At 69.0% G+C, this 20,994-nt stretch carries 23 protein-coding genes; 11 read left to right on the top strand and 12 right to left on the bottom strand.

Annotated features, from left to right (window positions below):
* Window positions 1-14 precede the first annotated feature (14 nt).
* From ACODRX_RS10080 to ACODRX_RS10100, 5 genes are read right to left on the bottom strand one after another with little or no spacing between them, the layout of a single operon-like run.
* Window positions 15-317, bottom strand: a complete 303-nt coding sequence (locus ACODRX_RS10080; protein ID WP_488871352.1) for a DUF2218 domain-containing protein — start codon at window positions 315-317, stop codon at window positions 15-17.
* A complete protein-coding gene (locus ACODRX_RS10085; RefSeq protein ID WP_488871353.1) occupies window positions 314-1,132 on the bottom strand; it encodes an ABC transporter ATP-binding protein in 819 nt (272 codons plus the stop codon). Before ACODRX_RS10085 ends, ACODRX_RS10080 begins: the two co-directional genes overlap by 4 nt.
* Complete coding sequence (locus tag ACODRX_RS10090) at window positions 1,129-2,166, bottom strand: FecCD family ABC transporter permease (RefSeq protein WP_488871354.1); 1,038 nt, start codon at window positions 2,164-2,166, stop codon at window positions 1,129-1,131. The genes ACODRX_RS10085 and ACODRX_RS10090 overlap by 4 nt, the downstream gene beginning before the upstream one ends.
* On the bottom strand, window positions 2,163-3,110 hold the full coding sequence (locus ACODRX_RS10095) for an alpha/beta hydrolase (protein WP_488871355.1): 948 nt from the start codon (window positions 3,108-3,110) through the stop codon (window positions 2,163-2,165). Before ACODRX_RS10095 ends, ACODRX_RS10090 begins: the two co-directional genes overlap by 4 nt.
* On the bottom strand, window positions 3,107-4,258 hold the full coding sequence (locus tag ACODRX_RS10100; protein ID WP_488871356.1) for an ABC transporter substrate-binding protein: 1,152 nt from the start codon (window positions 4,256-4,258) through the stop codon (window positions 3,107-3,109). The genes ACODRX_RS10095 and ACODRX_RS10100 overlap by 4 nt, the downstream gene beginning before the upstream one ends.
* Before the next feature lie 140 nt (window positions 4,259-4,398).
* Here ACODRX_RS10100 and ACODRX_RS10105 point away from each other — a divergent pair, with 140 nt between their 5' ends.
* Window positions 4,399-5,328, top strand: a complete 930-nt coding sequence (locus ACODRX_RS10105) for a helix-turn-helix transcriptional regulator (protein ID WP_488871357.1) — start codon at window positions 4,399-4,401, stop codon at window positions 5,326-5,328.
* 120 nt (window positions 5,329-5,448) lie between these two features.
* Here the strand turns inward: ACODRX_RS10105 and ACODRX_RS10110 are convergent, their stop codons facing one another.
* Window positions 5,449-6,087, bottom strand: a complete 639-nt coding sequence (locus ACODRX_RS10110) for an MBL fold metallo-hydrolase (RefSeq protein ID WP_488871358.1) — start codon at window positions 6,085-6,087, stop codon at window positions 5,449-5,451.
* Between the two features lie 122 nt (window positions 6,088-6,209).
* On the opposite strand from ACODRX_RS10110, the gene ACODRX_RS10115 reads away from it, so the two are divergent.
* From ACODRX_RS10115 to ACODRX_RS10145, 7 genes are all read left to right on the top strand, one after another.
* Window positions 6,210-7,418 carry a patatin-like phospholipase family protein gene (locus tag ACODRX_RS10115; RefSeq protein WP_488871359.1) on the top strand — a complete coding sequence of 403 codons (1,209 nt, stop codon included), beginning with the start codon at window positions 6,210-6,212 and terminating at the stop codon, window positions 7,416-7,418.
* Window positions 7,419-7,515: 97 nt separating this feature from the next.
* Window positions 7,516-8,265, top strand: coding sequence for an acetoacetate decarboxylase (locus tag ACODRX_RS10120; RefSeq protein ID WP_488871360.1), 750 nt, complete (start codon window positions 7,516-7,518; stop codon window positions 8,263-8,265).
* Between the two features lie 35 nt (window positions 8,266-8,300).
* Window positions 8,301-9,083, top strand: a complete 783-nt coding sequence (locus tag ACODRX_RS10125) for a 3-hydroxybutyrate dehydrogenase (RefSeq protein ID WP_488871361.1) — start codon at window positions 8,301-8,303, stop codon at window positions 9,081-9,083.
* 216 nt (window positions 9,084-9,299) lie between these two features.
* A complete protein-coding gene (locus ACODRX_RS10130) occupies window positions 9,300-10,952 on the top strand; it encodes a Re/Si-specific NAD(P)(+) transhydrogenase subunit alpha (RefSeq protein WP_488871362.1) in 1,653 nt (550 codons plus the stop codon).
* A 27-nt stretch (window positions 10,953-10,979) separates the two neighbouring features.
* Complete coding sequence (gene pntB, locus ACODRX_RS10135) at window positions 10,980-12,395, top strand: Re/Si-specific NAD(P)(+) transhydrogenase subunit beta (RefSeq protein ID WP_488871363.1); 1,416 nt, start codon at window positions 10,980-10,982, stop codon at window positions 12,393-12,395.
* Between the two features lie 152 nt (window positions 12,396-12,547).
* Window positions 12,548-12,799, top strand: coding sequence for a hypothetical protein (locus tag ACODRX_RS10140; protein WP_488871364.1), 252 nt, complete (start codon window positions 12,548-12,550; stop codon window positions 12,797-12,799).
* Between the two features lie 207 nt (window positions 12,800-13,006).
* A complete protein-coding gene (locus tag ACODRX_RS10145) occupies window positions 13,007-14,218 on the top strand; it encodes a serine hydrolase domain-containing protein (protein WP_488871365.1) in 1,212 nt (403 codons plus the stop codon).
* A gap of 34 nt (window positions 14,219-14,252) precedes the next feature.
* Here ACODRX_RS10145 and ACODRX_RS10150 read toward each other — a convergent pair whose 3' ends face one another.
* Complete coding sequence (locus ACODRX_RS10150; RefSeq protein ID WP_488871454.1) at window positions 14,253-15,056, bottom strand: exodeoxyribonuclease III; 804 nt, start codon at window positions 15,054-15,056, stop codon at window positions 14,253-14,255.
* Window positions 15,057-15,066: 10 nt separating this feature from the next.
* Here ACODRX_RS10150 and pyrE point away from each other — a divergent pair, with 10 nt between their 5' ends.
* Window positions 15,067-15,747 (top strand): orotate phosphoribosyltransferase, encoded by a 681-nt coding sequence (gene pyrE / locus ACODRX_RS10155; RefSeq protein ID WP_488871366.1) that lies wholly within the window; start codon window positions 15,067-15,069, stop codon window positions 15,745-15,747.
* 14 nt (window positions 15,748-15,761) lie between these two features.
* Window positions 15,762-16,382: a DNA-3-methyladenine glycosylase I gene (locus tag ACODRX_RS10160; RefSeq protein WP_488871367.1), complete on the top strand. Its 621-nt coding sequence runs from the start codon at window positions 15,762-15,764 to the stop codon at window positions 16,380-16,382.
* On the opposite strand, the gene ACODRX_RS10165 is transcribed toward ACODRX_RS10160, so the two are convergent.
* The 4 genes from ACODRX_RS10165 to ACODRX_RS10180 all read right to left on the bottom strand — a co-directional run bounded on the left by ACODRX_RS10165 (window position 16,383) and on the right by ACODRX_RS10180 (window position 19,214).
* Entirely contained in the window at window positions 16,383-16,931 is a 549-nt protein-coding gene (locus tag ACODRX_RS10165; protein WP_488871368.1) for a GNAT family N-acetyltransferase, read from the bottom strand.
* 57 nt (window positions 16,932-16,988) lie between these two features.
* On the bottom strand, window positions 16,989-17,243 hold the full coding sequence (locus ACODRX_RS10170; RefSeq protein ID WP_488871369.1) for a hypothetical protein: 255 nt from the start codon (window positions 17,241-17,243) through the stop codon (window positions 16,989-16,991).
* 90 nt (window positions 17,244-17,333) lie between these two features.
* On the bottom strand, window positions 17,334-17,918 hold the full coding sequence (locus ACODRX_RS10175; RefSeq protein ID WP_488871370.1) for a hypothetical protein: 585 nt from the start codon (window positions 17,916-17,918) through the stop codon (window positions 17,334-17,336).
* A gap of 162 nt (window positions 17,919-18,080) precedes the next feature.
* Window positions 18,081-19,214, bottom strand: a complete 1,134-nt coding sequence (locus tag ACODRX_RS10180) for an alkene reductase (RefSeq protein ID WP_488871371.1) — start codon at window positions 19,212-19,214, stop codon at window positions 18,081-18,083.
* Between the two features lie 141 nt (window positions 19,215-19,355).
* On the opposite strand from ACODRX_RS10180, the gene serA reads away from it, so the two are divergent.
* A complete protein-coding gene (gene serA, locus ACODRX_RS10185; RefSeq protein ID WP_488871372.1) occupies window positions 19,356-20,585 on the top strand; it encodes a phosphoglycerate dehydrogenase in 1,230 nt (409 codons plus the stop codon).
* A 1-nt stretch (window position 20,586) separates the two neighbouring features.
* Here the strand turns inward: serA and ACODRX_RS10190 are convergent, their stop codons facing one another.
* Complete coding sequence (locus tag ACODRX_RS10190) at window positions 20,587-20,991, bottom strand: DUF1801 domain-containing protein (RefSeq protein ID WP_488871373.1); 405 nt, start codon at window positions 20,989-20,991, stop codon at window positions 20,587-20,589.
* Window positions 20,992-20,994: the final 3 nt, after the last annotated feature.

The following is a 20,994-nucleotide window of genomic DNA, read 5'->3' on the forward strand; positions in this document are numbered from 1 at the left end:
AGGGCCGGCGGCGCTCAGGCGCCATCGGCGGATGGGCCGGGGTGCCAGTGCACCGCCAGCGGATGCTTGCGCGAGAACAGCGCGATATGCCCGTCGATCGCCTCGCGCACGCGCGCCAGCGCCTCGTCGCTGTCGGCCGCGCAGGCGAAATGCAGCGCGGCCTCGTCGGCGCGCATCTCGCAGCTGCCCCAGGGGAATTGGGCATGGCCTGTGCGCTCGTCGTAGCGCACCGCGATCTTGCGGCTGAAGTGAAAGCACAGGCGCTGCAGCCAGCGGCTGGCCTCGGGCGTGGCGACTTGGCCTTGGGCGTGGATCATGGCGTCTCGTGGTTCTCTGGAATGGGGGCGATGGCCGCTTCGGCCAGCACGATGGGATGGCCCAGCGAGCATTGCTCTATGCGGGCGCGCACGCCGTAGGCGGCGCGCAGCAGCTCGGGCGTGAGCACCTCGGCCGGGCGGCCCGCGGCCAGCAGCCGGTTGTGGGCCTGGCCCGGCCCCAGCACCACGATGCGGTCGCAAAAGCGCAGCGCCAGGTTCAGGTCGTGCACCGCGATCAGCGCCAGCGTGCGGCCGCCGGCCACCTGCGCGCGCACCGCCTGCAGCACCTGCAGCTGCCAGCGCAAATCGAGCGCGCTGGTCGGCTCGTCGAGCAGCAGCAGGCGCGGCTCGCGCACCAGCACCTGGGCCAGGCCGATCATCTGGCGCTGGCCGCCCGAGAGTTCGTTCAAGGGCCGCAGCGCCAGCGCGTCCAGCCCGAGCTCGGCGAAGACGCCGGCAATCGCCGCCTCGGCCTGCGGGCGGCTGAGCTCGGCGCGGCTGGCGCGCAGCGCGCTGAGCATGGCTTCGTAGGCCACCAGCGAGCTGGCCTGGGGCAGCGCCTGCGGCAGGTAGCCCACGCGGCGCAGGCGCTCGCGCGGCGCCAGCGTGGCCAGGTCGGTGCCGTCCAGCAGCACCTGCCCGCGCACCGGCCGCAGCCCGGCGATGGCCTTGAGCAGCGTGGACTTGCCCACCGCGTTCGGGCCCGCCAGCGCGACCAGGCTGCCGGGCGCGATGCGCTCCAGGTCCAGCCCCTGCAGCACCGGCCGGCGCGCATAGCCGGCGCCCAGCTGGCGCAACTCCAGGCCCTGGCTCATACCCCTCTCCTGCGGGCCAGCACCAGGGCCATGAACATGGGCACGCCGACCAGCGCGGTGATGATGCCTATGGGCAGCACCACGCCGGGCACCAGCGTCTTGCTGAGGATGGATGCGCCCGAGAGCATGAGCGCGCCCGCCAGCGCGCTGCCGGGCAGGTAGTAGCGGTGGTCCTCGCCCAGCAGCAGCCGCGCGATGTGCGGCCCCACCAGGCCGACGAAGCCGATGGTGCCCACGAAGGACAGCGCGGTGGCCGCGAGCAGGCTTACGCGCAGCAGCGTCACCAGGCGCAGCCGCTCCACCGCGATGCCGAAGCTGCGCGCCTGGTCTTCGCCGGCGCGCAGCGCGGTCAGCAGCCAGGCGTTCTTCGCCGACCACAACGCGCACAGCAGCAGCACGGCGGCGACCAGCGCGATCTTGTTCCAGGTGGCGCGCGCCAGGCTGCCCATGGTCCAGAACACGATCTGCTGCAAGGCATTGCTGTCGGCGATGAACTGCATCAGCCACAGCAGCGCCTCGAAGGAAAACAGCAGGGCGATGCCGAACAGCACCACCGTGTCCACCGTGGCGCCATAGCGCCAGGCCAGCAGCTGGATCAGCAGCGTGGCCGCGGCGGCCACCACGAAGGCCGACAGCGGCACGGCCAGGTTTTCGCCGAACGCCATCAGCGTGAAGCCGCCCACCACCGCCACCGACGCGCCCACGGCCGCCGCGGCCGACAGGCCCAGCGTGAAGGGGCTGGCCAGCGGGTTGTTGAGCACCGTCTGCATCTCCGCGCCCGCCAGGCCGAGCGCGGCACCGACCAGCAGCGCCATCACCGCATAGGGCAGGCGCACCTCCCAGAGGATCACGCGCTGCTCCAGCGCCAGGGCCGAGGGCCGCAGCAGCCCGGCCACCACGTCGCCGAACGGCAGGCCCGAGGGGCCGGTCGCCAGGTCGAGCGCCAGCGTGGCGCAGAGCGCGCCGGCCAGCGCGGCCAGCAGCCACAGGCGCAGCGCGGCGAAGCGGCGGTAGCGCGCGGCGAGCGAGTTCATCCGCGCCCTCCGGCCCCAGCCCCACCGATCGCCAGCGCCAGCGCCTGCTGCACCGCCGGCAGCATGCTGCTGCCGTGGTCGGCGCCGGCAAACGAGGCAAAGCGCAGATCCAGGCCGGGCACGCCGCGCAGGCCGTCGAGCAGCGCACGCAGGCGCTCGCCGCCCTGGCGCTCGCGCACCAGAGCCGCGCGGGCGGGGTCTTGGGGCGGCTCGACGGCAGCTTGCGCCTCGCGCTCGCCCTGGGTGACCAGCAGGCGCAGCGGCGGCGCGCCGGCGTGCCGCCCGGCCACGAAGCGGGCCTGCTCTTGCAGCACAAAGCCGCCGCGCCACCACAGCGAGGGGCTGGCGGCCACGTAGTTGCGAAAGCCGCCGGGCCGCGTGAACAGCGCATGCAGCGCGCACAGCCCGCCGTAGGAATGGCCGAACAGCGTCTGGCGCGCCGCATCCACGCGCACCGCGCGCGCCACCTGCGGGCGCACCGTGGCGTCGATGAAGTCGAGGAAGGCATCGGCCCCGCCCTCGCGGCGGCCGCGCGCGTCCGTGGCCGGCCCCGGCGCGGGGGGCGTGTAGTCGTAGCTGCGCGCGTCCAGATCGAGCACCTGCTCGCCCCCATAGCCCAGGCCCACCACCACGGCGCCCTCGGCCGCCACGCCCGGCCCGCGCGCGAAGCGGTTGCGCATCAGCTGCGCGGCCAGCGCGAACAGCAGGTCGCCATCGAGCACATAGAGCACCGGCCAGCCCTGCGCCGGCGCCGCCGCGGGCGGCAGCGCGAGCATGATGCGGCGCACGCGGCCTGCGGCATCACCGGCCGCGACATCGATCTGCCGCGTGCCCGGCAGCGCCACCGGCGGCGCAGCTTGCAGCGAGGGCTGCACGGCGCAGCCGGGCAAGGCCAGCGCCGCGCCCAGGCCCAGCAGCGCGCGGCGGGAGCAGGCGCGCGTCATGGCTTGAGCTGCGTCCAGTAGACGCCTTCCAGGGGAATGGGTTGGAAGCGCTCGTACATCGCCTGCAAGGTGGCGCGCGGCTCGAGATCGGCGAACAGCTCGGGGTGCAGCCACTTGGCGAACACCTGCACCGCCACCACGTTGAATGGCGAGTTGTAGAAGTGGTGCCACATCGCATAGGCGCGCCCTTGCTGCACGGCCTGCAGCTGCGCGATGCCGCGCCGCTGCACTGCGCGCGCCAGCGACGCCTGCGCGGCCTCGGGCGTGGCGTCGGCGCCGAGCACGATGCGCAGCGGCGTCTGCTTCGCGCCGGCCAGCGAGCCGATGCCGGTGCCGATGTAAAAGCGTGGCTGGCGCGCGATCAGGAACTCGGGGTTGAGCGTGCCGAACTCGCCCGGGATCAGGTCCTTGGCCACATTGCGCGAGCCCGCCGCGTCGAGCAGCTTGCCCACCAGGCCGACCATGGTGTCGCAGCAGCCCTCCGACAGGCCCACCCGGTTTTCGAGGAACACCGTGGGCGCCTCGGGCCGGGCCTGGGCCAGGCGCCCGGTCACCAGCGCGAGCTGCTCGCGCCAGAATTTCACGAAGGCCTCGGCCTCGGCCTTGCGGCCCAGCACCTCGCCCAGCAAGGCCATGCTGCGCGGCGTATTGCCCAGCGGGTCGTGGCGCAGGTCGATGAACACCACCGCCACGCCCGCGGCCTCCAGGCGCGCCAGGGTCTCGCGGTCGCGCTCGCTCGGGCCGTGGCCGCCGGCCAGGCCCAGGATGGCCAGCTGGGGCTTGAGCGCGATGGCCTGCTCTTCGCTGAAGCTGCCGCTGCTGGTGCGGCCCACGCGCGGCACCTTGTCGAGCTGCGGAAAGCGCCGCGCCCACTGCGCGTAGCCGGGCGCATCGAGCTTCTCGAACTCGCCCATCATCGCGACCAGGCGGCGCGCGGGGTCGGCGCGCTCGAACACCGCCAGCGCGGGCAGCAGCCGGCCTTCGCCCAGCAGTATGCGCTCGACCTTGGCGGGCACCTGCACGCTGCGGCCGGCGAGATCGGTAACAGTGACGGCGGCCCCCTGCTGCGCACGGGCCGTGGCCAGGGCCGACAAGGCCAGGCCCGCGCCGATCATCCGGCGGCGCCAGCAAAATAGAGACGAATTCATGACAGGCTCAAGTTTGCAAATCTGCTTATTTTATTGAGAATGATTTGCATTAGTAATCTCGACCGAATAGGATGGCACAATCTGCCACAGTCCACGTTTGCCGCAGCAACAAAGATATTTGCCAGCACCTGGCTTTTCTCATGGTGTTCCACGCTCCCTCCCCGCCTGCCGACGACGGCGCAGCACCCGCCGAGGCGCAGCTGCGCGAGCACCGGGCGCGCCTGCACCGGCTGCGTCCCGGCCTGCTGCTGCACTACGACGACGCGCGCAGCCGCTGCGACCTGACCGCGCAGGCCACCATCGCCGCCAGCCTGTGCCTGGTGGTGGTGCTGGAGGGCAAGGTGGATGTCTCCTACGGCCTGCTGCGCGTGGCGCTGTCGCATACCGGCACCGGCGCCAGCGCCGCGCTGGTGACGGTGGCCCAGGCCGAGAGCTTCACGCGCCGCGTGCGCCGGGGCGTGTATTCGCGCTATGTGTGCCTGGTGCTCGAGCCCGAGTGGCTGGCCCAGGCCGGCGGCAACGGCACCCCGCCCGGGCTGGAGCAGTTTCTGCGGCAGCACCTCGCCATCCAGCGCTGGCAGCTGTCGCCGCGCGTGGCGGCGATCGCCGAGCAGATCGTGCGCCCGCCGGCGCTGGCGCCGATGCTGCAGCACATCTACCTCGAAAGCCGCGCGCTGGAGCTGGCCGGCGAGGCCCTGGGCACGCTGTGCCAGGCCGCGCCCGCGGCCAGCGCGCAGGCGCTGCTGCCGCGCGAGCACCAGCGCCTGCGCGAGCTGCATGCCTTGCTGGCCTCGGGCCAGGCCGACGAATGGTCGCTGGATGCGATCGCGCGCCACGCGGGCGTGAACGCCAATACGCTGCAGCGCCAGTTCCGCAGCGTCTACGGCACCACGGTGTTCGAGCACCTGCGCGAATGCCGCCTGCAGCGCGCGCGCCAGGCGCTGGAGCACGACGGCATCACCGTAGGCCAGGCCGCCCTGGTGGCCGGCTACACCAGCGCGGCCAACTTCGCCACCGCCTACCGGCGCCGCTTCGGCCTGCCGCCCAAGCTGGCGCGGGCGCGGGTATAGCGCAAAAACAGGAGCTGCTGGCGCTTGACCACATTGGTTTTCAAAGCAAAAACCATCTCAAACCATTTACTGGCAAGCGCTAACAGCTCTCATTTTAGACAACCCTCTCCCGCCAACGCCTCAGGTGCCGCCCACATAGGGGTTGCTCTTGCGCTCACGCCCGAAACTGCTCTCGGGCCCATGGCCGGGGATGAACACCGTCTGGTCGCCCATGGGCCACAGGCGCTGGGTGATGCTGTCGATCAGCTGCTGGTGGTTGCCGCGCGGGAAATCGGTGCGGCCTATGCTGCCGGCGAACAGCACGTCGCCGACGAAGGCACGGTCGATCTGCGGCGCGTGGAACACCACATGCCCGGGCGTGTGGCCCGGCGTGTGGCGCACGTTCAGCGTCTCGCGGCCGATGGTGACCGTATCGCCGTCGTGCAGCCAGCGCGTGGGCACGAAGGGCAGCGCCTCGGGAAAGCCGAACATCGCGCTTTGCTGCGGCAGGCCGTCGATCCAGAACTGATCTTCCTGCTGCGGCCCGATGATGGGCAGCTGCAGCCTGCGCGCCAGCTCGCCGGTGCCACCGGCATGGTCGATGTGCGCATGGGTGAGCCAGATGGCCTTGAGCGCGAGGCCCAGGCGCTCCAGCTCCCACTCGATCTGCTCCAGGTCGCCGCCCGGATCGATGACGGCCGCCTCCATCGTCTGATCGCACCAGACCAGGGAGCAGTTCTGCTGGAACGGGGTGACGGGAACGGTGTGGTATTGCAGCATGACAGCGTGGGAAAGAAAGCCAACCACGCAGTGTAGCGGCAAGCCCCCAGCCCGCGCCCGCCACACGCCACTGCGGGAAATGCGAAGATGGCCGCCCTGTTCATTGCCGAAATCTATCCGCCATGCCCCGCAGCCCCCGCCCACGCACCGCGCCCGCTCCAGCCACCCGCCCCCCGGACCAGGCCGTCAACAAAGCCGTCAAAGCACTGGTGCTGCAGGGCGGCGGTGCGCTGGGCGCCTACCAGGCCGGGGTGTACGAGGCGCTGAGCGAGCAGCACCAGGACCTGGACTGGGTGGCCGGCGTGTCGATCGGCGCGATCAATGCAGCGCTGATCGCGGGCAACGCGCCCGAGCGGCGGGTGCAGCAGCTGCGCGCGTTCTGGCAGTCGGTCTCGTCCGGGCCGGGGCAGATGCTGCCGGCCTGGGCCGGCGAGCGCAGCCTGCTCGGCCAGTGGAGCGCGGCCGCCGCGGTGCTGGGCGGCATTCCCGGCTTCTTCGAGCCGCGCTCGCCGCTGGCGCTGCTGCTGGGGCCGGCCGCGCCGGTGCAGAGCTACTACGACACCAGCCCGCTCAAGGCGACGCTGGAGCGCCTGGTCGATTTCGACCGCATCAACCATGGCGAGGTCCGCCTGTCGGTGGGCGCGGTGAATGTGAGAAGCGGCAACTCGGTGTACTTCGACAGCCGCAGCGACACCATCCGCGCCGAGCACATCATGGCCAGCGGGGCGCTGCCGCCGGGGTTTCCGCCAGTGCAGATCGACGGCGAGGACTATTGGGACGGCGGCATCGTCTCCAACACGCCGCTGCAGTATCTGCTGGACGAGCACCAGCGCCTGCGCCGCCTGCTGGTGCTGCAGGTCGACCTGTTCAGCGCGCGCGGCGCGCTGCCGCGCACGCTGGCCGAGGTGGCGGCACGGCAAAAGGACATCCAGTACTCCAGCCGCACCCGGCTGAACACCGACGTGCTGGCCGCCGGCGTCAACCTGCAGCAGGACCTGGCCGCGCTGCTGCAGAAGCTGCCGCCGCGGCTGCGCAATGCGCCCGAAGTGGCCGCGCTGCGCGAGCGCCTGCACAGCGCGCCGATCGACATCGTCCACCTGATCTACCGCCACAAGCCCTACGAGCTGGACTCGAAGGACTACGAGTTCTCGCGCGTCGCGGTCGAGGAGCATTGGGAAAGCGGCATGCGCGACATGCGCACCACGCTGGCCCACCCCGAATGGCTGCGCCGCCAGGCCGAGCCCAGCGGCGTGACCACCTACGACCTGGCCGAGCCGCAGGCGCCGCAGGTGCGCCACCCCCATGCGGCCGAGAGCGGCCGGCCCGGCTGACACCGCTGTGCAGCGCCCGCTTCAGTTTCGTCTAAGCCGGCGGGCGCAGGCTATGGAGCCAGGGATTTCCCTCATCTTCAACCCACACCGCTTTGCCATGAATGCAGCCGAACTCCGCCAGAACGCCTTTGCCATGCCATTCACCAGCCCGGCATTCCCGCCGGGCCCCTACCGCTTCGTCAACCGGGAGTTCGTGGTGATCACCTACCGCACCGACCCGGACGCGCTGCGCGCGGTGGTGCCCGAGCCGCTGGAGATCACCGAGCCGCTGGTCAAATATGAATTCATCCGCATGCCCGACTCCACCGGCTTCGGCGACTACACCGAATCGGGCCAGGTGATACCGGTGCAGCTGCGCAGCGCCCGCGGCACCGAACAGGGCGCCTACGTGCACGCCATGTACCTCAACGACCACCCGCCCATCGCCGGCGGCCGGGAGCTGTGGGGCTTTCCGAAGAAGCTCGCGTCGCCGCAACTCGCGTACGAGACCGACACCATCATCGGCACCTTGGACTACGGCAAGGTGCGGGTGGCCACCGCTACCATGGGCTTCAAGCACCGCACGCTGGAGCCCGGCGCCATCCTGGCGGGCATCGCGCAACCCAATTTCCTGCTCAAGATCATCCCGCATGTGGACGGCAGCCCCCGCATCTGCGAGCTCGTGCGCTACCACATGGTGGACGTGCAGCTCAAGGGCGCGTGGTCGGCGCCGGCCACGCTGGAGCTGCATCCGCATGCGCTCGCGCCGGTGGCGCAGCTGCCGGTGCTGAAGGTCGAATCGGCGGTGCACTACATCGCCGACATGACGCTGGCGCTGGGCAGCGTCGAGCACGACTATCTCGCCTGAAACAGACCAACCCCGCACAACGAAAGGACTACCCCATGCAACTCAAGGACAAAGTCGCCTACATCACCGGCGCGGCCAGCGGCATCGGCAAGGAGATCGCCATCGTCTACGCCCAGGAGGGCGCGAAGATCGTGATCGCCGACCTCAACAAGGAGGCGGCGGACGCCGCCGCGGCCGAACTCAAGGCCACCGGCGCCGAAGCCATCGGCGTGGCGGTGGACGTGACCGACGAAGCCCAGGTGAACGCCTCGGTCGAAGAGGCGGTCCGCGCCTTTGGCGGCATCGACATCCTGGTCAGCAACGCGGGCATACAGATCGTGCACCCGGTCGAGGAATTCAGCTTCGCCGACTGGAAGAAGATGCTCGCCATCCACCTGGATGGCGCCTTCCTCACCACCCGCGCCTGCCTCAAGCACATGTACGCGCAAGGCCGCGGCGGCAGCGTGATCTACATGGGCTCGGTGCACTCCAAGGAGGCCTCGCTGCTCAAGGCGCCCTACGTGACCGCCAAGCACGGCCTCATCGGGCTGGCCAAGACCGTGGCGAAGGAAGGCGCCAAGCACGGCGTGCGCGCCAATGTGATCTGCCCCGGCTTCGTGCGCACGCCGCTGGTGGACAAGCAGATCCCCGAGCAGGCGAAGACGCTGGGCATCACGGAAGACGAGGTGATCAAGAACGTGATGCTCAAGGAGACGGTGGACGGCGAATTCACCACCACCGACGACGTCGCCCGGGTGGCGCTGCTGTTCGCCGCCTTCCCCACCAATGCGCTGACCGGCCAGTCGCTGGTGGTCAGCCACGGCTGGTTCATGCAGTAAAACCTGGCTGCGGCGCCAGCCGTTTCCTGCAAACCGCCGCGCGGGCCTGAAGGCCCCCGCGGCGGTTTGTCGCATATAGGCGACTCGCGCCGACGTTTTCCCTATGGCCCGCGCCATGCGCCTATGCTACAAGTCTGCCCAACACGCAGGCGCGCGCGGCCCAGGGGATGCGGCGCGCCTGGCATAACGATTACCAAACTCCAGGAGAGATCCTTCATGCAGACACAATCCACCCCAGCGGTGCCGCCAGGCAACGCCCCGCCCGGCGCTGCCCAGCGCAGCGCCGCCCAACGCATAGGCATTCCGCGCGAGACCTTCCCGCTGGAAAAGCGGGTCGCCACCGTGCCCGACGTGGTGGAAAAGCTCATCAAGCTGGGCTTTCAGGTCGCGATTGAAGCCGGCGCCGGCGAGGCCGCCAACTTCAGCGACGACGCCTACCGCGCCGCCGGCGCACAAATCCTGCCCGATGCCGCGTCGCTGTGGGCCGCATCCGACATCGTGTTCAAGGTGCGCCCGCCAAGCGAGGCCGAAGTCGGCCTGATGCGCGAAGGCGGCACACTGATCGACTTCATCTGGCCCGCGCAAAACCCCGGGCTGATGCAGCAGCTGGCCGCCAAGAAGACCACGGTGCTGGCCATCGACTGCCTGCCGCGCACGCTCTCGCGCGCGCAGAAGATGGATGCGCTCACTTCCACCGCCGGCGTCTCCGGCTACCGCGCCGTGATCGAGGCGGCCAATGCCTTTGGCCGCTACTTCAACGGCCAGATCACGGCCGCGGGCAAGGTTCCTCCCGCCAAGGTCTTCATCGCCGGCGCCGGCGTGGCAGGCCTGGCCGCCATCGGCACCGCGGCCAACCTGGGCGCCATCGTGCGCGCCAACGACACGCGCGCCGAGGTGGCCGACCAGGTCAAGTCGCTGGGCGGCGAGTTCGTCAAGGTCGATTACGAAGAGGACGGCTCGGGCGGCGGCGGCTACGCCAAGGTCATGAGCGAGGGCTTCCAGGCCGCGCAGCGCCAGATGTATGCCGCGCAGGCCAAGGATGCCGACATCATCATCACCACCGCGCTGATCCCCGGCAAGCCGGCGCCGAAGCTCATTACCGCCGAGATGGTGCAGAGCATGAAGCCCGGCAGCGTGATCGTGGACATGGCCGCCGAGCAAGGCGGCAACTGCGAGCTGACCGTGCCCGGCGAGGCCGTGGTGCGCCATGGCGTGACCATCATCGGCTACACCGATCTGGCCTCGCGCCTGGCCAAGCAGTCGTCCACGCTGTACGCCACCAACCTGCTGCGCCTGACCGAGGAGCTGTGCAAGGCCAAGGACGGCGTGGCGGTCGTGAACATGGAGGACGACGCGATCCGCGGCCTCACCGTCATCAAGGATGGCGAGATCACCTGGCCCGCACCGCCGCTCAAGCAGGCGCCCGTGCCCGCACCCAAGGCGGCCGCCGCACCGGTGGCCGAGAAGAAGAGCGGCCACGGCCATGGCGCCGGCGCGCCCATGGCGGTCAAGTCGCTGGTCATCGTCTTCGCGGTGGCGGCCGTGCTGTTCGCGCTGATCGGCGCCTATGCGCCCGCGGCCTTCCTGGGCCACTTCACGGTCTTCGTGCTGGCCTGCTTCATCGGCTACATGGTGGTGTGGAACGTGACGCCCGCGCTGCACACGCCGCTGATGAGCGTGACCAACGCCATCTCCAGCATCATCGCCATCGGCGCGCTGGTGCAGATCGCGCCACCCGAGGCGGGAGCGAACGGACGGCCCGATGGGCTCATCATGTGGCTGGCATTCGCCGCCCTGGTGCTCACGGCCGTCAACATGTTCGGCGGCTTTGCCGTCACGCGCCGCATGCTGGCCATGTTCCGCAAGTAAATAACGACAACAAGAAAGAAGACGAACATGTCCCAATCCCTCGCTACCGTCGCCTACCTGGGCGCGGCCATTCTTTTCATCCTCAGCCTGGGTGGCTTGTCCAACCCGGAAACCTCGCGCCGCGGCAACCTGTTCGGCATGATCGGCATGGCGCTGGCCGTGCTGGCCACCGTGTTCGGCCCGCGCGTGAGCCCGTCCGGCATCGCCTGGATCGTCGCCGCGCTGGTGATCGGCGGCGGCATTGGCCTGTATGCAGCCAAGATCGTCAAGATGACCCAGATGCCCGAGCTGGTCGCGCTGATGCACAGCCTGGTGGGCCTGGCCGCCTGCCTGGTGGGCTTTGCCAGCTACGTCGACACCTCGGTGCAGTTCAGCGGCGCCGAAAAAGCCATCCACGAGGTGGAGATCTACGTCGGCATCCTGATCGGCGCGGTCACCTTCAGCGGCTCGCTGATCGCCTTCGGCAAGCTCAACGGCCGCATCGGCGGCAAGCCGCTCTTGCTGCCCGGGCGCCATTGGCTCAACCTGGCCGCGCTCTTGGTGGTGATCTGGTTCGGCAAGCAGTTCCTGAACGCCCATGACGTGCAGGCCGGCATGACGCCGCTGATCGTGATGACCGTGATCGCGCTGCTGTTCGGCGTGCACATGGTGATGGCGATTGGCGGCGCGGACATGCCGGTGGTGGTCTCCATGCTCAACAGCTACTCGGGCTGGGCGGCCGCGGCCACCGGCTTCATGCTGAACAACGACCTCTTGATCGTCACCGGCGCGCTGGTGGGCTCGTCGGGCGCGATCCTGTCGTACATCATGTGCCAGGCGATGAACCGCAACTTCATCAGCGTGATCGCCGGCGGCTTCGGCTCGGGCGCGCCCAAGAAGGCGGCCGGCGGCGGCGCGGCTGCAGAACCCCAGGGCGAGGCCGTGCCGGTGAGCGCGGCCGAGACCGCCGAGATGCTGCGCGAGGCCAAGAGCGTGATCATCGTGCCCGGCTACGGCATGGCCGTGGCCCAGGCCCAGCACACGGTCTACGAGATCACCAAGGCCCTGCGCGAGAAGGGCGTGGATGTGCGCTTCGCCATCCACCCGGTGGCCGGGCGCATGCCGGGCCACATGAACGTGCTGCTGGCCGAGGCCAAGGTGCCCTACGACATCGTGATGGAGATGGACGAGATCAACGAGGACTTCCCCGACGCCGACGTGGCGATGGTGATCGGCGCCAACGACATCGTGAACCCCAGCGCGCTGGACGACCCCGACAGCCCCATCGCCGGCATGCCGGTGCTGGAAGTGTGGAAGGCCAAGCACTCCATCGTGATGAAGCGTTCGATGGCCTCGGGCTACGCGGGCGTGGACAACCCGCTGTTCTACAAGGACAACAACCGCATGCTGTTCGGCGACGCCAAGAAAATGCTGGACGAGGTGCTCTCGGTGCTCAGGGGCTGAGCCGGCATCCTCAAAACCATAGCGGCTGGCGCTTGCCTGATGGTGAATTCAGGGTAAAAACACTTCGAATTCAGCGATTGGCAGGCGCTGGCCGCTATATTTTTAAATCCTAACCAGAGCGCCGCCCCAGCGCCCCCCCGCAGGAGCAGCCCATGAGAGTCGAAAACGGAATGGTAGTCGGCGATGTCCGGATCACCGAGCGCGTGGAGATGCGCGGCCTGTACACCGGCTCGGTCACGGTCGAGGCCGGCGGCGAGCTCATCCTCAAAGGCATGGTGAGCGCAAACCTGGTCTGCAAGCCAGGCGGCAAGGCCCAGGTGCATGGATTCGTGTGCGGCGACCTGATCGCCGAAGGCGAGGTGACGGGACAGGGAATGGTGGGCGGCAAGCGGGTGGTTGGCTGAGGCAGGCCAGGAATGCGCGCTCCCGCTCTTCGGTAAAGCACCGCTTTGCCACATGGCGGCAAGCCCCCGCCATGGTCTGCCCAGCGGCGGCTCGTTACGCGACACAATTTTGTCGCGTAACCTACTTTCGCGACAAATTGCGCGACACTTTTTGCCGTAGGCATGGGCTACGATGCCTGCATTGCAGCAATCTTGGCGAGTTCCCCCATGACCCAGCTTGGTTTCGATCCCGCGCGCCTGGCCCGCATCGGCCGCCACTTTGCCGCCTATGTCGACGACGGGCGCCTGCCGGGCTGGCAGGTGCAAGTCTGCCGCCATGGCGAGATCGCCTACCGCGAGAACTATGGCTGGCGCGATGTGGAGAACCAGCTGCCGGTCGAGGACGACACGGTGTTCCGCATCTACTCGATGACCAAGCCCATCACCACGGTGGCGGCCATGATGCTGTACGAAGAGGGGCGCTTCGAGCTGACCGATCCAGTGGCCAAATACCTGCCCGCGTTCGCGCAGATGCAGGTGCTCACCGGCGGCACGGCGCTCAAGCCGGCGCTGCGGCCGGCCACCGGGCCGATGCGCATCGTGCACCTGCTCAACCACACCTCGGGCCTGACCTACGGCTTTCACCATGTCCACGTGCAGGACGAGATGTACCGCAACGCGGGCTACGAATGGGGCGCGCCCAAGGGCCATACGCTGGCGCAATGCGTTCAGGACTGGGCCCGGCTGCCGCTGCGCTTCGACCCGGGCACGCGCTGGAACTACTCGGTGGCCACCGACGTGCTGGGCCACCTGGTGGAGGTGATCTCGGGCCAGAACCTGGAGCAGTTCTTCCACGAGCGCATCTTCGCCCCGCTGGGCATGAAGGACACGGCCTTGCGGCTGCACGGCGACCAAGGCAAGCGCTTGGGCGGGCGCCTGGCCGCGCTCTATGTGCCCGGCGAGCAGGGCCGGGCCACGCGCTTCGAGGATCCGCTGGCGCGCGGCGAGGCCGGCTTTCTCTCGGGCGGCGGCGGGCTGGTGTCCACAACCGCCGACTACCACCGCTTCACGCAAATGCTGCTGCGCGGCGGCGAGTGGGGAGGCCAGCGCCTGCTGGGCAGCCGCACGCTGCGCTACATGACCACCAACTCCCTGCCCGGCGGGCAGGACCTGAGGCAGTTCGGCATTCCGCTGTTCGCCGAGGTGGGCTTCGACGGCCAGGGCTTCGGCCTGGGTTTTTCGGTGCTGCAGGACCCGATGGCCGCCGGCACCCTGGGCTCCAAGGGCGAATATGCCTGGGGTGGCGCGGCCAGCACCGCGTTCTGGGTCGACCCGGCGGAGCAGATCACCTGCATCTTCATGACCCAGCTGCTGCCGTCGAGCACCTACCCGCTGCGCACCCAGCTGCGGCAGCTGGTGTATTCGGCGCTGGTGGATTGAAGAAGCATGGGCCGGCGGCCACGGCTTTCGCAGCCTACAGCGCCAGCTCGTAGTCAATCGTGATCGGCGCGTGGTCCGAGAACTTCTGCTGCTTGTAGATATGCTCGGCGCGCGCCAGCAGCGCGGTGGCCGGCGTGGCCAGGTGGTAGTCCAGGCGCCACCCCACGTTGTTCGCATAGGCCTGGCCGCGGTTGCTCCACCAGGTGTAGCAGGCGTCGGTGGTGTCGGGCTGCAGCAGGCGGTACACGTCCACCAGGCCGCCGGCCTCGGCTTCCTTTTCCAGCACCCGGGTCATCCAGGCGCGCTCCTCGGGCAGGAAGCCGCTGTTCTTCTGGTTGCTGCGCCAGTTCTTCAGGTCGGCGTTCTGGTGCGCGATGTTCACGTCGCCGCAGAGGATGAATTCGCGCTCGCCCTTGAGGCGCATCAGCAGCGGGTGCAGCTCGGCCAGAAAGCGGTACTTGGCCAGCTGCCGGTCCTCGCCCGAGCTGCCGCTCGGGAAGTAGCAGCTGATGATGGAGAGCTTGCGCCCCGGCTTGTCGAAGCGCAGCTCCACGTAGCGGCCCTCGGCGTCGAATTCGCCGGGCGAAAAACCGGTGATCACGTCGCTGGGCTCGTGGCGGCTGTACACGCCCACGCCGGAATAGCCTTTTTTCTCGGCGAACTGGAAGTAGCCGTGCATGCCGCCGATCTGCTCGAACTTGCCTTGCATGTCCGCGTGCTGCGCCTTGATTTCCTGTACGCAAATACAATCGGGCCGGGTCGCCTCGACCCAGGGAATCACTCCTTTGTTGGCCGCCGAGCGGATGCCATTGAGGTTGAGGCTGGTTAATTTGAACAAGGATTGGGTCATGGTGGATAGTCTCCCACAGTCGGGCGATGCCGGCGAGCTGGCGCAGGCGTTCGTGCGTTTTGCGGTGGAATCGGGCGTCTTGCGGTTTGGAGAATTCAAAACCAAAGCCGGGCGCATGAGCCCGTATTTCTTCAACGCCGGGCTGTTCGACGACGGCGCCAAGATGGGCCGGCTGGCGGCCTTCTATGCCAACGCGATCACGGCCAGCGGCATCGAGTTCGACATGGTCTTCGGCCCGGCCTACAAGGGCATCCCGCTGGCGGCCACGGTGGCGGTCGAGCTCGCGCGCCTGGGCAAGAACGTGCCCTTCGCCTACAACCGCAAGGAAGCCAAGGACCACGGCGAGGGCGGCACGCTGGTGGGCGCGCCGATCCGGGGCCGGGTGCTGATCATCGACGATGTGATGTCCGCCGGCACCGCGGCGCGCGAGTCGATCGCGCTGATCAAGGCCGCCGGCGCCACGCCGCATGCGATGGCGATCGCGCTCGACCGGCAGGAAAAGGCCACCGAGCATGGCCAGGACGTGCCCTACAGCGCGGTGCAGTACGTGCGCGACCAGCTGGGCATGCAGGTCTGCACCATCGCCAGGCTCGAAGACCTGCTGCGCTACCTGGGCGCCGGCGCGGCCAGCGAGCACCATGCGCGGGTGCAGGCCTACCGCGAGCGCTACGGCGTCTAGCCACGGTGTCCGGCATGGCCACGACCACCCCGCCCGAAGGCTTGTTCGCCGGCAGCGACGGCGCGCTGCGCTGCGCCTGGTGCTCGGCCACCCCGCTGTACCAGCGTTACCACGACGAGGAATGGGGCTTTGCGGTGCACGACGACCGGCGGCTGTTCGAGAAGATCTGCCTCGAAGGCTTCCAGGCCGGGCTGTCGTGGCTCACCATCCTGAACAAGCGCGAGGCCTTTCGCGCCGGCTTTGCCGGCTTCGATCCGGCGCAGGTGGCCCGTTTCGGCGCGGCCGACGTGCAGCGCCTGCTGGCCGACGCCGGCATCGTGCGCCACCGCGGCAAGATCGAATCCACCATCAACAATGCGCGGCGCGTGCTGGAGCTGCAGCAGGAGTTCGGCAGTTTCGACGCCTATGTCTGGCGCTTTGCGCCCGCCCCCGAAAGCCGCCCCCGGCTGCTCACCTGGGCGGCATTGCGCGCGATGACGACCTCGGCCGAGGCGGTCGCGATGTCCAAGGACCTGAAAAAGCGCGGCTTCAGCTTCGTCGGGCCCACCACGGTCTACGCCTTCATGCAGGCCATGGGCATGGTGAACGACCATGTGCAGGGCTGCCATGTGCGGCAGCGCTCGCCCCAGGCCTGATCACGGCGCCGGCAGCTCGCCGCGCAGCAGCGAATAGCGCTTGAGCGATACGTAGCGCGCGCCCCGGCGCGTGCATTCGCGCAGCAGCCCTTCGTATTGGAAGCCGCCGGCCAGCAGCACCCGCTGCGATGCCTCGTTGGCCGGCTCCGCATAGGCCACCAGGCTGTGCAGGCGCAGCCGCGCAAACACCAGCGGCGCGAACCGCCGCAGCGCCTGGCGCATGGCGCCCCGCCCCCAGTACGCCGGCAGCAGCCAGAACCCCAGGTCGGCGCTGTCGCCGTCGTCGTCGCGGTCATAGGCGCCTATGCCGCCCACCAGGGCGCCGTCGCCAGCCGCCACGACGGCCTGCCACCAGCCCTCGCCCTGCGCCTGCAGCTCGCGCAGCCAGTCCAGTTGCTCGCGGGCGATGGCCTGCGGCGTGCCGGCCTCGGTGCCCAGCCCGTAGTACGCGGTCACGCGCGGGTCGGTGAATGCCTGCGCCAGGACGGGCAGGTCGGCGTCGGCAAAATCGCGCAGGCGAATGGCCGGCGCGCCAGGGGTTGCATGCATCAAAAGTACCCGAATGGCCTGTGGAAACAGCGTCGGCAGGTACTTTATCAGCGCCAATCAGGCCACATGCCAGCGCTGCGGCGCCTGGCTGGCATCGCCCGGCACGGGCTGTATGCCCAGCAGCGCCGCATTGCGCAGCAGCAATTGCTCGAACTGGATGTGGCGGCTGGTGGTGACGAGGCCGCCGAACTCGTCTCCCTTGGCGCTGTCCCAGTAGTCGGCCGCCACCTGCGCGGCGGTGAAATCGCGGTGCTGGAACTTTTGCACGATATTGCGCAGCTTGTCGAGATTGATCCTGTGAACGTCCGTCATGGCGACTCCTGCCCGCACTGCGCTGCGGGTATGCAGCTGTTGTAGGACCAAAGCCGGGGCCTGTCAATCAGGCGAACGCTGGGGATAGCGCTATTCTTTCTCGCACAGCATCTCGTCGGCCAGGCTGCCCACCAGCACCCGCATCTTGCTGCCCTGCACCGCCTGCACCGTCCAGGTGTCGCTCAGGTCTTCGGGCACCAGGTCCTTGTCCTTGAGCAGCTCGGGGTTCTTCTGCTTGGAGCGGTCCTGCCGCACCACCTCGGGCACGATCAGGGTGATGGTGTCGCCCTCCATGCGCCAGTGCCCGCTGCCCTGCAGCACATAGGCGTATTGCTGGCGGGTGCTGGGCATGTCGTAGACCAGGTAGGCCTGCGAGCGCAAGCTGCCGTCGCCTTGGAACTGGTCGGTGTAGGTGAAGTTGGCCACATCCTCGCCCATGCGGATCTGGAAGCTGCATTCCCACACGCCCTGCAGCTCGCCCGCGCCGATGCGCGCTGCCCCGGCCTTGCCGGCATCGGCAGGCGCGGCGCTGTTGGCGGCGGGGGTGCTTTTGGCGGCGGCCTGCGTTGGCAGCGGGGCTTCGGCGGCCTTCTTGGCGGGCCACAGCGAGCAGGCCGACAGCGCCATCGGGGCCGCGGCCAGCAGCCAGGCCCGGATCAACAAGTGTTTCGACATAGCCGCGACTGTAGCAAATCGTCCCGCCGCGGCCATGGCGACCTGCATGGCTAAACGCATACCGGTTTGCATTCGAAGCGAGAGTCAGGCGCGAAGCCGCAGACAGTATGGGCATACGGCAAGGCGAAGCAACGCAGTTATCGCTTTGAAGGCGAATCGGTATCAGGCCGGCTGCAGCGCGGGGTAGTCGACATAGCCCGCCTCGCCGCCGCCGTAGAAGGTGGCGGAGTCGGGCTTGGCCAGCGGCGCATCGCGGCGCAGCCGCTCGACCAGGTCGGGGTTGGAGATGAAGGGCCGGCCGAAGGCCACCATGTCGGCATAGCCGCTGGCCACGGCCTGCTGCGCCAGCGCGCGGGTGTAACCATTGTTCACCATCCAGGCGCCGCGCCCGCCCGCCTGCCGGTAGGCGTGCTTGAGCGCGGCGAAGTCGAACGGCCGGCCCTCGACCTCGCGCGGGCCGCCGGTGGCGCCCTCGATCACATGCACATAGGCCAGGCCCAGCGGCGCCAGCTGCCGCACCACATGCTCGAACAGCGGCTGCGGATCGCTGTCGCTCACGCCGTTGGCCGGAGTGACGGGCGACAGGCGTATGCCTACCTTGCCATGGCCCACCGCGTCGGCCACCGCGCGCGCCACCTCCAGCGTCAGCCGCGCGCGGTTGGCGATGGAGCCGCCGTAGTCGTCGCTGCGCTGGTTGGCGCCGTCCTTCATGAACTGGTCCAGCAGGTAGCCGTTGGCCGCATGGATTTCCACGCCGTCGAAGCCCGCGGTTTCCACCGCATTGCGTGCCGCCACCGCAAAGGCGTGGACCACGCCGGGCAGCTCGCCCGCGTGCAGCGCGCGCGGCGCGGAGGTCGGCAAAAAGCCTCCCTGTCCGGTGCCACGGTCGATCACATAGGTCTTGGCCTGGGCCGCGATGGCCGAAGGCGCCACCGGCGCGGCGCCGCCCGGCTGCAGGCTCACATGCGACACGCGCCCCACATGCCACAGCTGGCAGGCGATGCGGCCGCCGTGCGCGTGCACCGCGTCGGTCACCTGCCGCCAGCCGTCGAGCTGGCCGGTGCCGTACAGGCCCGGCACGTCCGAATAGCCCTGGCCCTCGGGGCAGATCGCGGTGCCTTCGGAGATCAGCAGCCCCGCCGATGCGCGCTGCGCATAGTAGGTGGCCGCCATCGGCTGCGGCGTCGCCTCGGGCGAACGGTTGCGCGTCAGCGGCGCCATGGCGATACGGTTGCGCAGCTGCAGGTCGCCAACCTGCACGGCATCAAACAAACTCGGGGTGGGGTGCTCGGTCATGCCAGGGCTTTCGTCAAAAAACACCCGCCAGGTTGTACCACGCTGCCAGAATCCGTGTGTCAACCTGATAAACACTAGTGGCATCCATTCTGGGCCATGATCGCCCGCAACCCAATGCATTCCAAGACCCTGAGACCCTCTATGGCCAAGACCTCGCTCGATAAATCGAAGATCAAGTTCCTGCTGCTCGAAGGCATCCACCCGTCTGCGCTGCAGGTGCTGCGGGATGCGGGCTACACCAATGTGGAAGCCCTCGCCGGCGCGCTGGAGGGCGACGAGCTCAAGCGCAGGATCGCCGATGCGCATTTCGTCGGCATCCGCTCGCGCACCCAGCTCACCGCCGATGTGTTTGCCGCCGCCCACAAGCTGGTGGCCGTGGGTTGCTTTTGCATAGGCACCAACCAGGTGGACCTGGACGCCGCGCGCGAGCGCGGCATCGTCGTCTTCAACGCCCCCTACTCCAACACCCGCTCGGTGGCCGAGCTGGTGCTGGCCGAGGCCATCTTGCTGCTGCGCGGCATTCCGCAGAAGAACGCGGTGGCGCACCGCGGCGGCTGGCTCAAGAGAGCCGACGGCGCCTACGAGATCCGCGGCAAGACGCTGGGCATCGTCGGCTACGGCTCCATCGGCACCCAGCTGTCGGTGCTGGCCGAGGCGCTGGGCATGCAGGTGCTGTTCCACGACGTGGTCACCAAGCTGCCGCTGGGCAATGCGCGCCAGGCCGCGAACCTGAAGGATCTGCTCGCCCAGGCCGACATCGTGACCCTGCACGTGCCCGAGCTGCCTTCCACGCAGTGGATGATCGGCGCCGACGAGCTGGCAGCGATGAAGCCGGGCAGCATCCTCATCAATGCCTCGCGCGGCACCGTGGTGCAGATCGACGCGCTGGCCGAGGCGCTGGCGGCCAAGCGCCTGCTGGGCGCGGCGGTCGACGTCTTCCCCACCGAGCCCAAGAGCAACAAGGACGAGTTCGTCTCGCCGCTGCGCGGCATGGACAACGTGATCCTCACGCCGCACATCGGCGGCTCCACCATGGAGGCGCAGGCCAACATCGGCCTGGAGGTGGCGGAGAAGCTGGTCAAGTACAGCGACAACGGCACCACCACCTCGGCCGTGAATTTCCCCGAGGTGGCGCTGCCCGCGCACCCCGGCCAGAACCGCATCCTGCATGTGCACCACAACGTGCCGGGCGTGCTGTCGGCGATCAACCTGGTGTTCGCCGACAACGGCATCAACATCGCCGGCCAGTACCTGCGCACCGACGAGAAGGTGGGCTATGTGGTGATCGATCTGGATGCGCAGTCGTCGGCGCTGGCGCTGGAAAAGCTGGCGCAGGTGCCGGGCACGATCCGCTGCCGGGTGCTGTTCTGAACTAGGCCTTGGCGGCCCTGGCGGCCGCATTCAATGCCACCGCCGCCCGCACCAGGGCCTGGAACGCCTGCGCATCGACCTCCTCGCCCTCGCGGATGTCGATCGCGCGCCGGGTGTTGCCGTCGAGGCTGGCATTGAAGAGCCCGGCCGGATCGGCCAGCGCCGCGCCCTTGGCGAAGGTCAGCTTCACCACCGCCTTGTAGGTTTCGCCGGTGCACAGGATGCCGCCGTGCGACCAGACCGGCGTGCCACGCCATTTCCACGCTTGCACCACCTGCGGCTCGGCCTGGTGGATGAGCTCGCGCATGCGGCGCAAGGTGGCGCCGCGCCAGTCGGCCAGCTCGGCGATGCGCCGGTCGATCAGCGCGGATGCCGAGGCTTGCGCTTCGGGCTTGGGTGCTTGCATGGC

The organism is Comamonas sp. FG99, assembly GCF_057808605.1.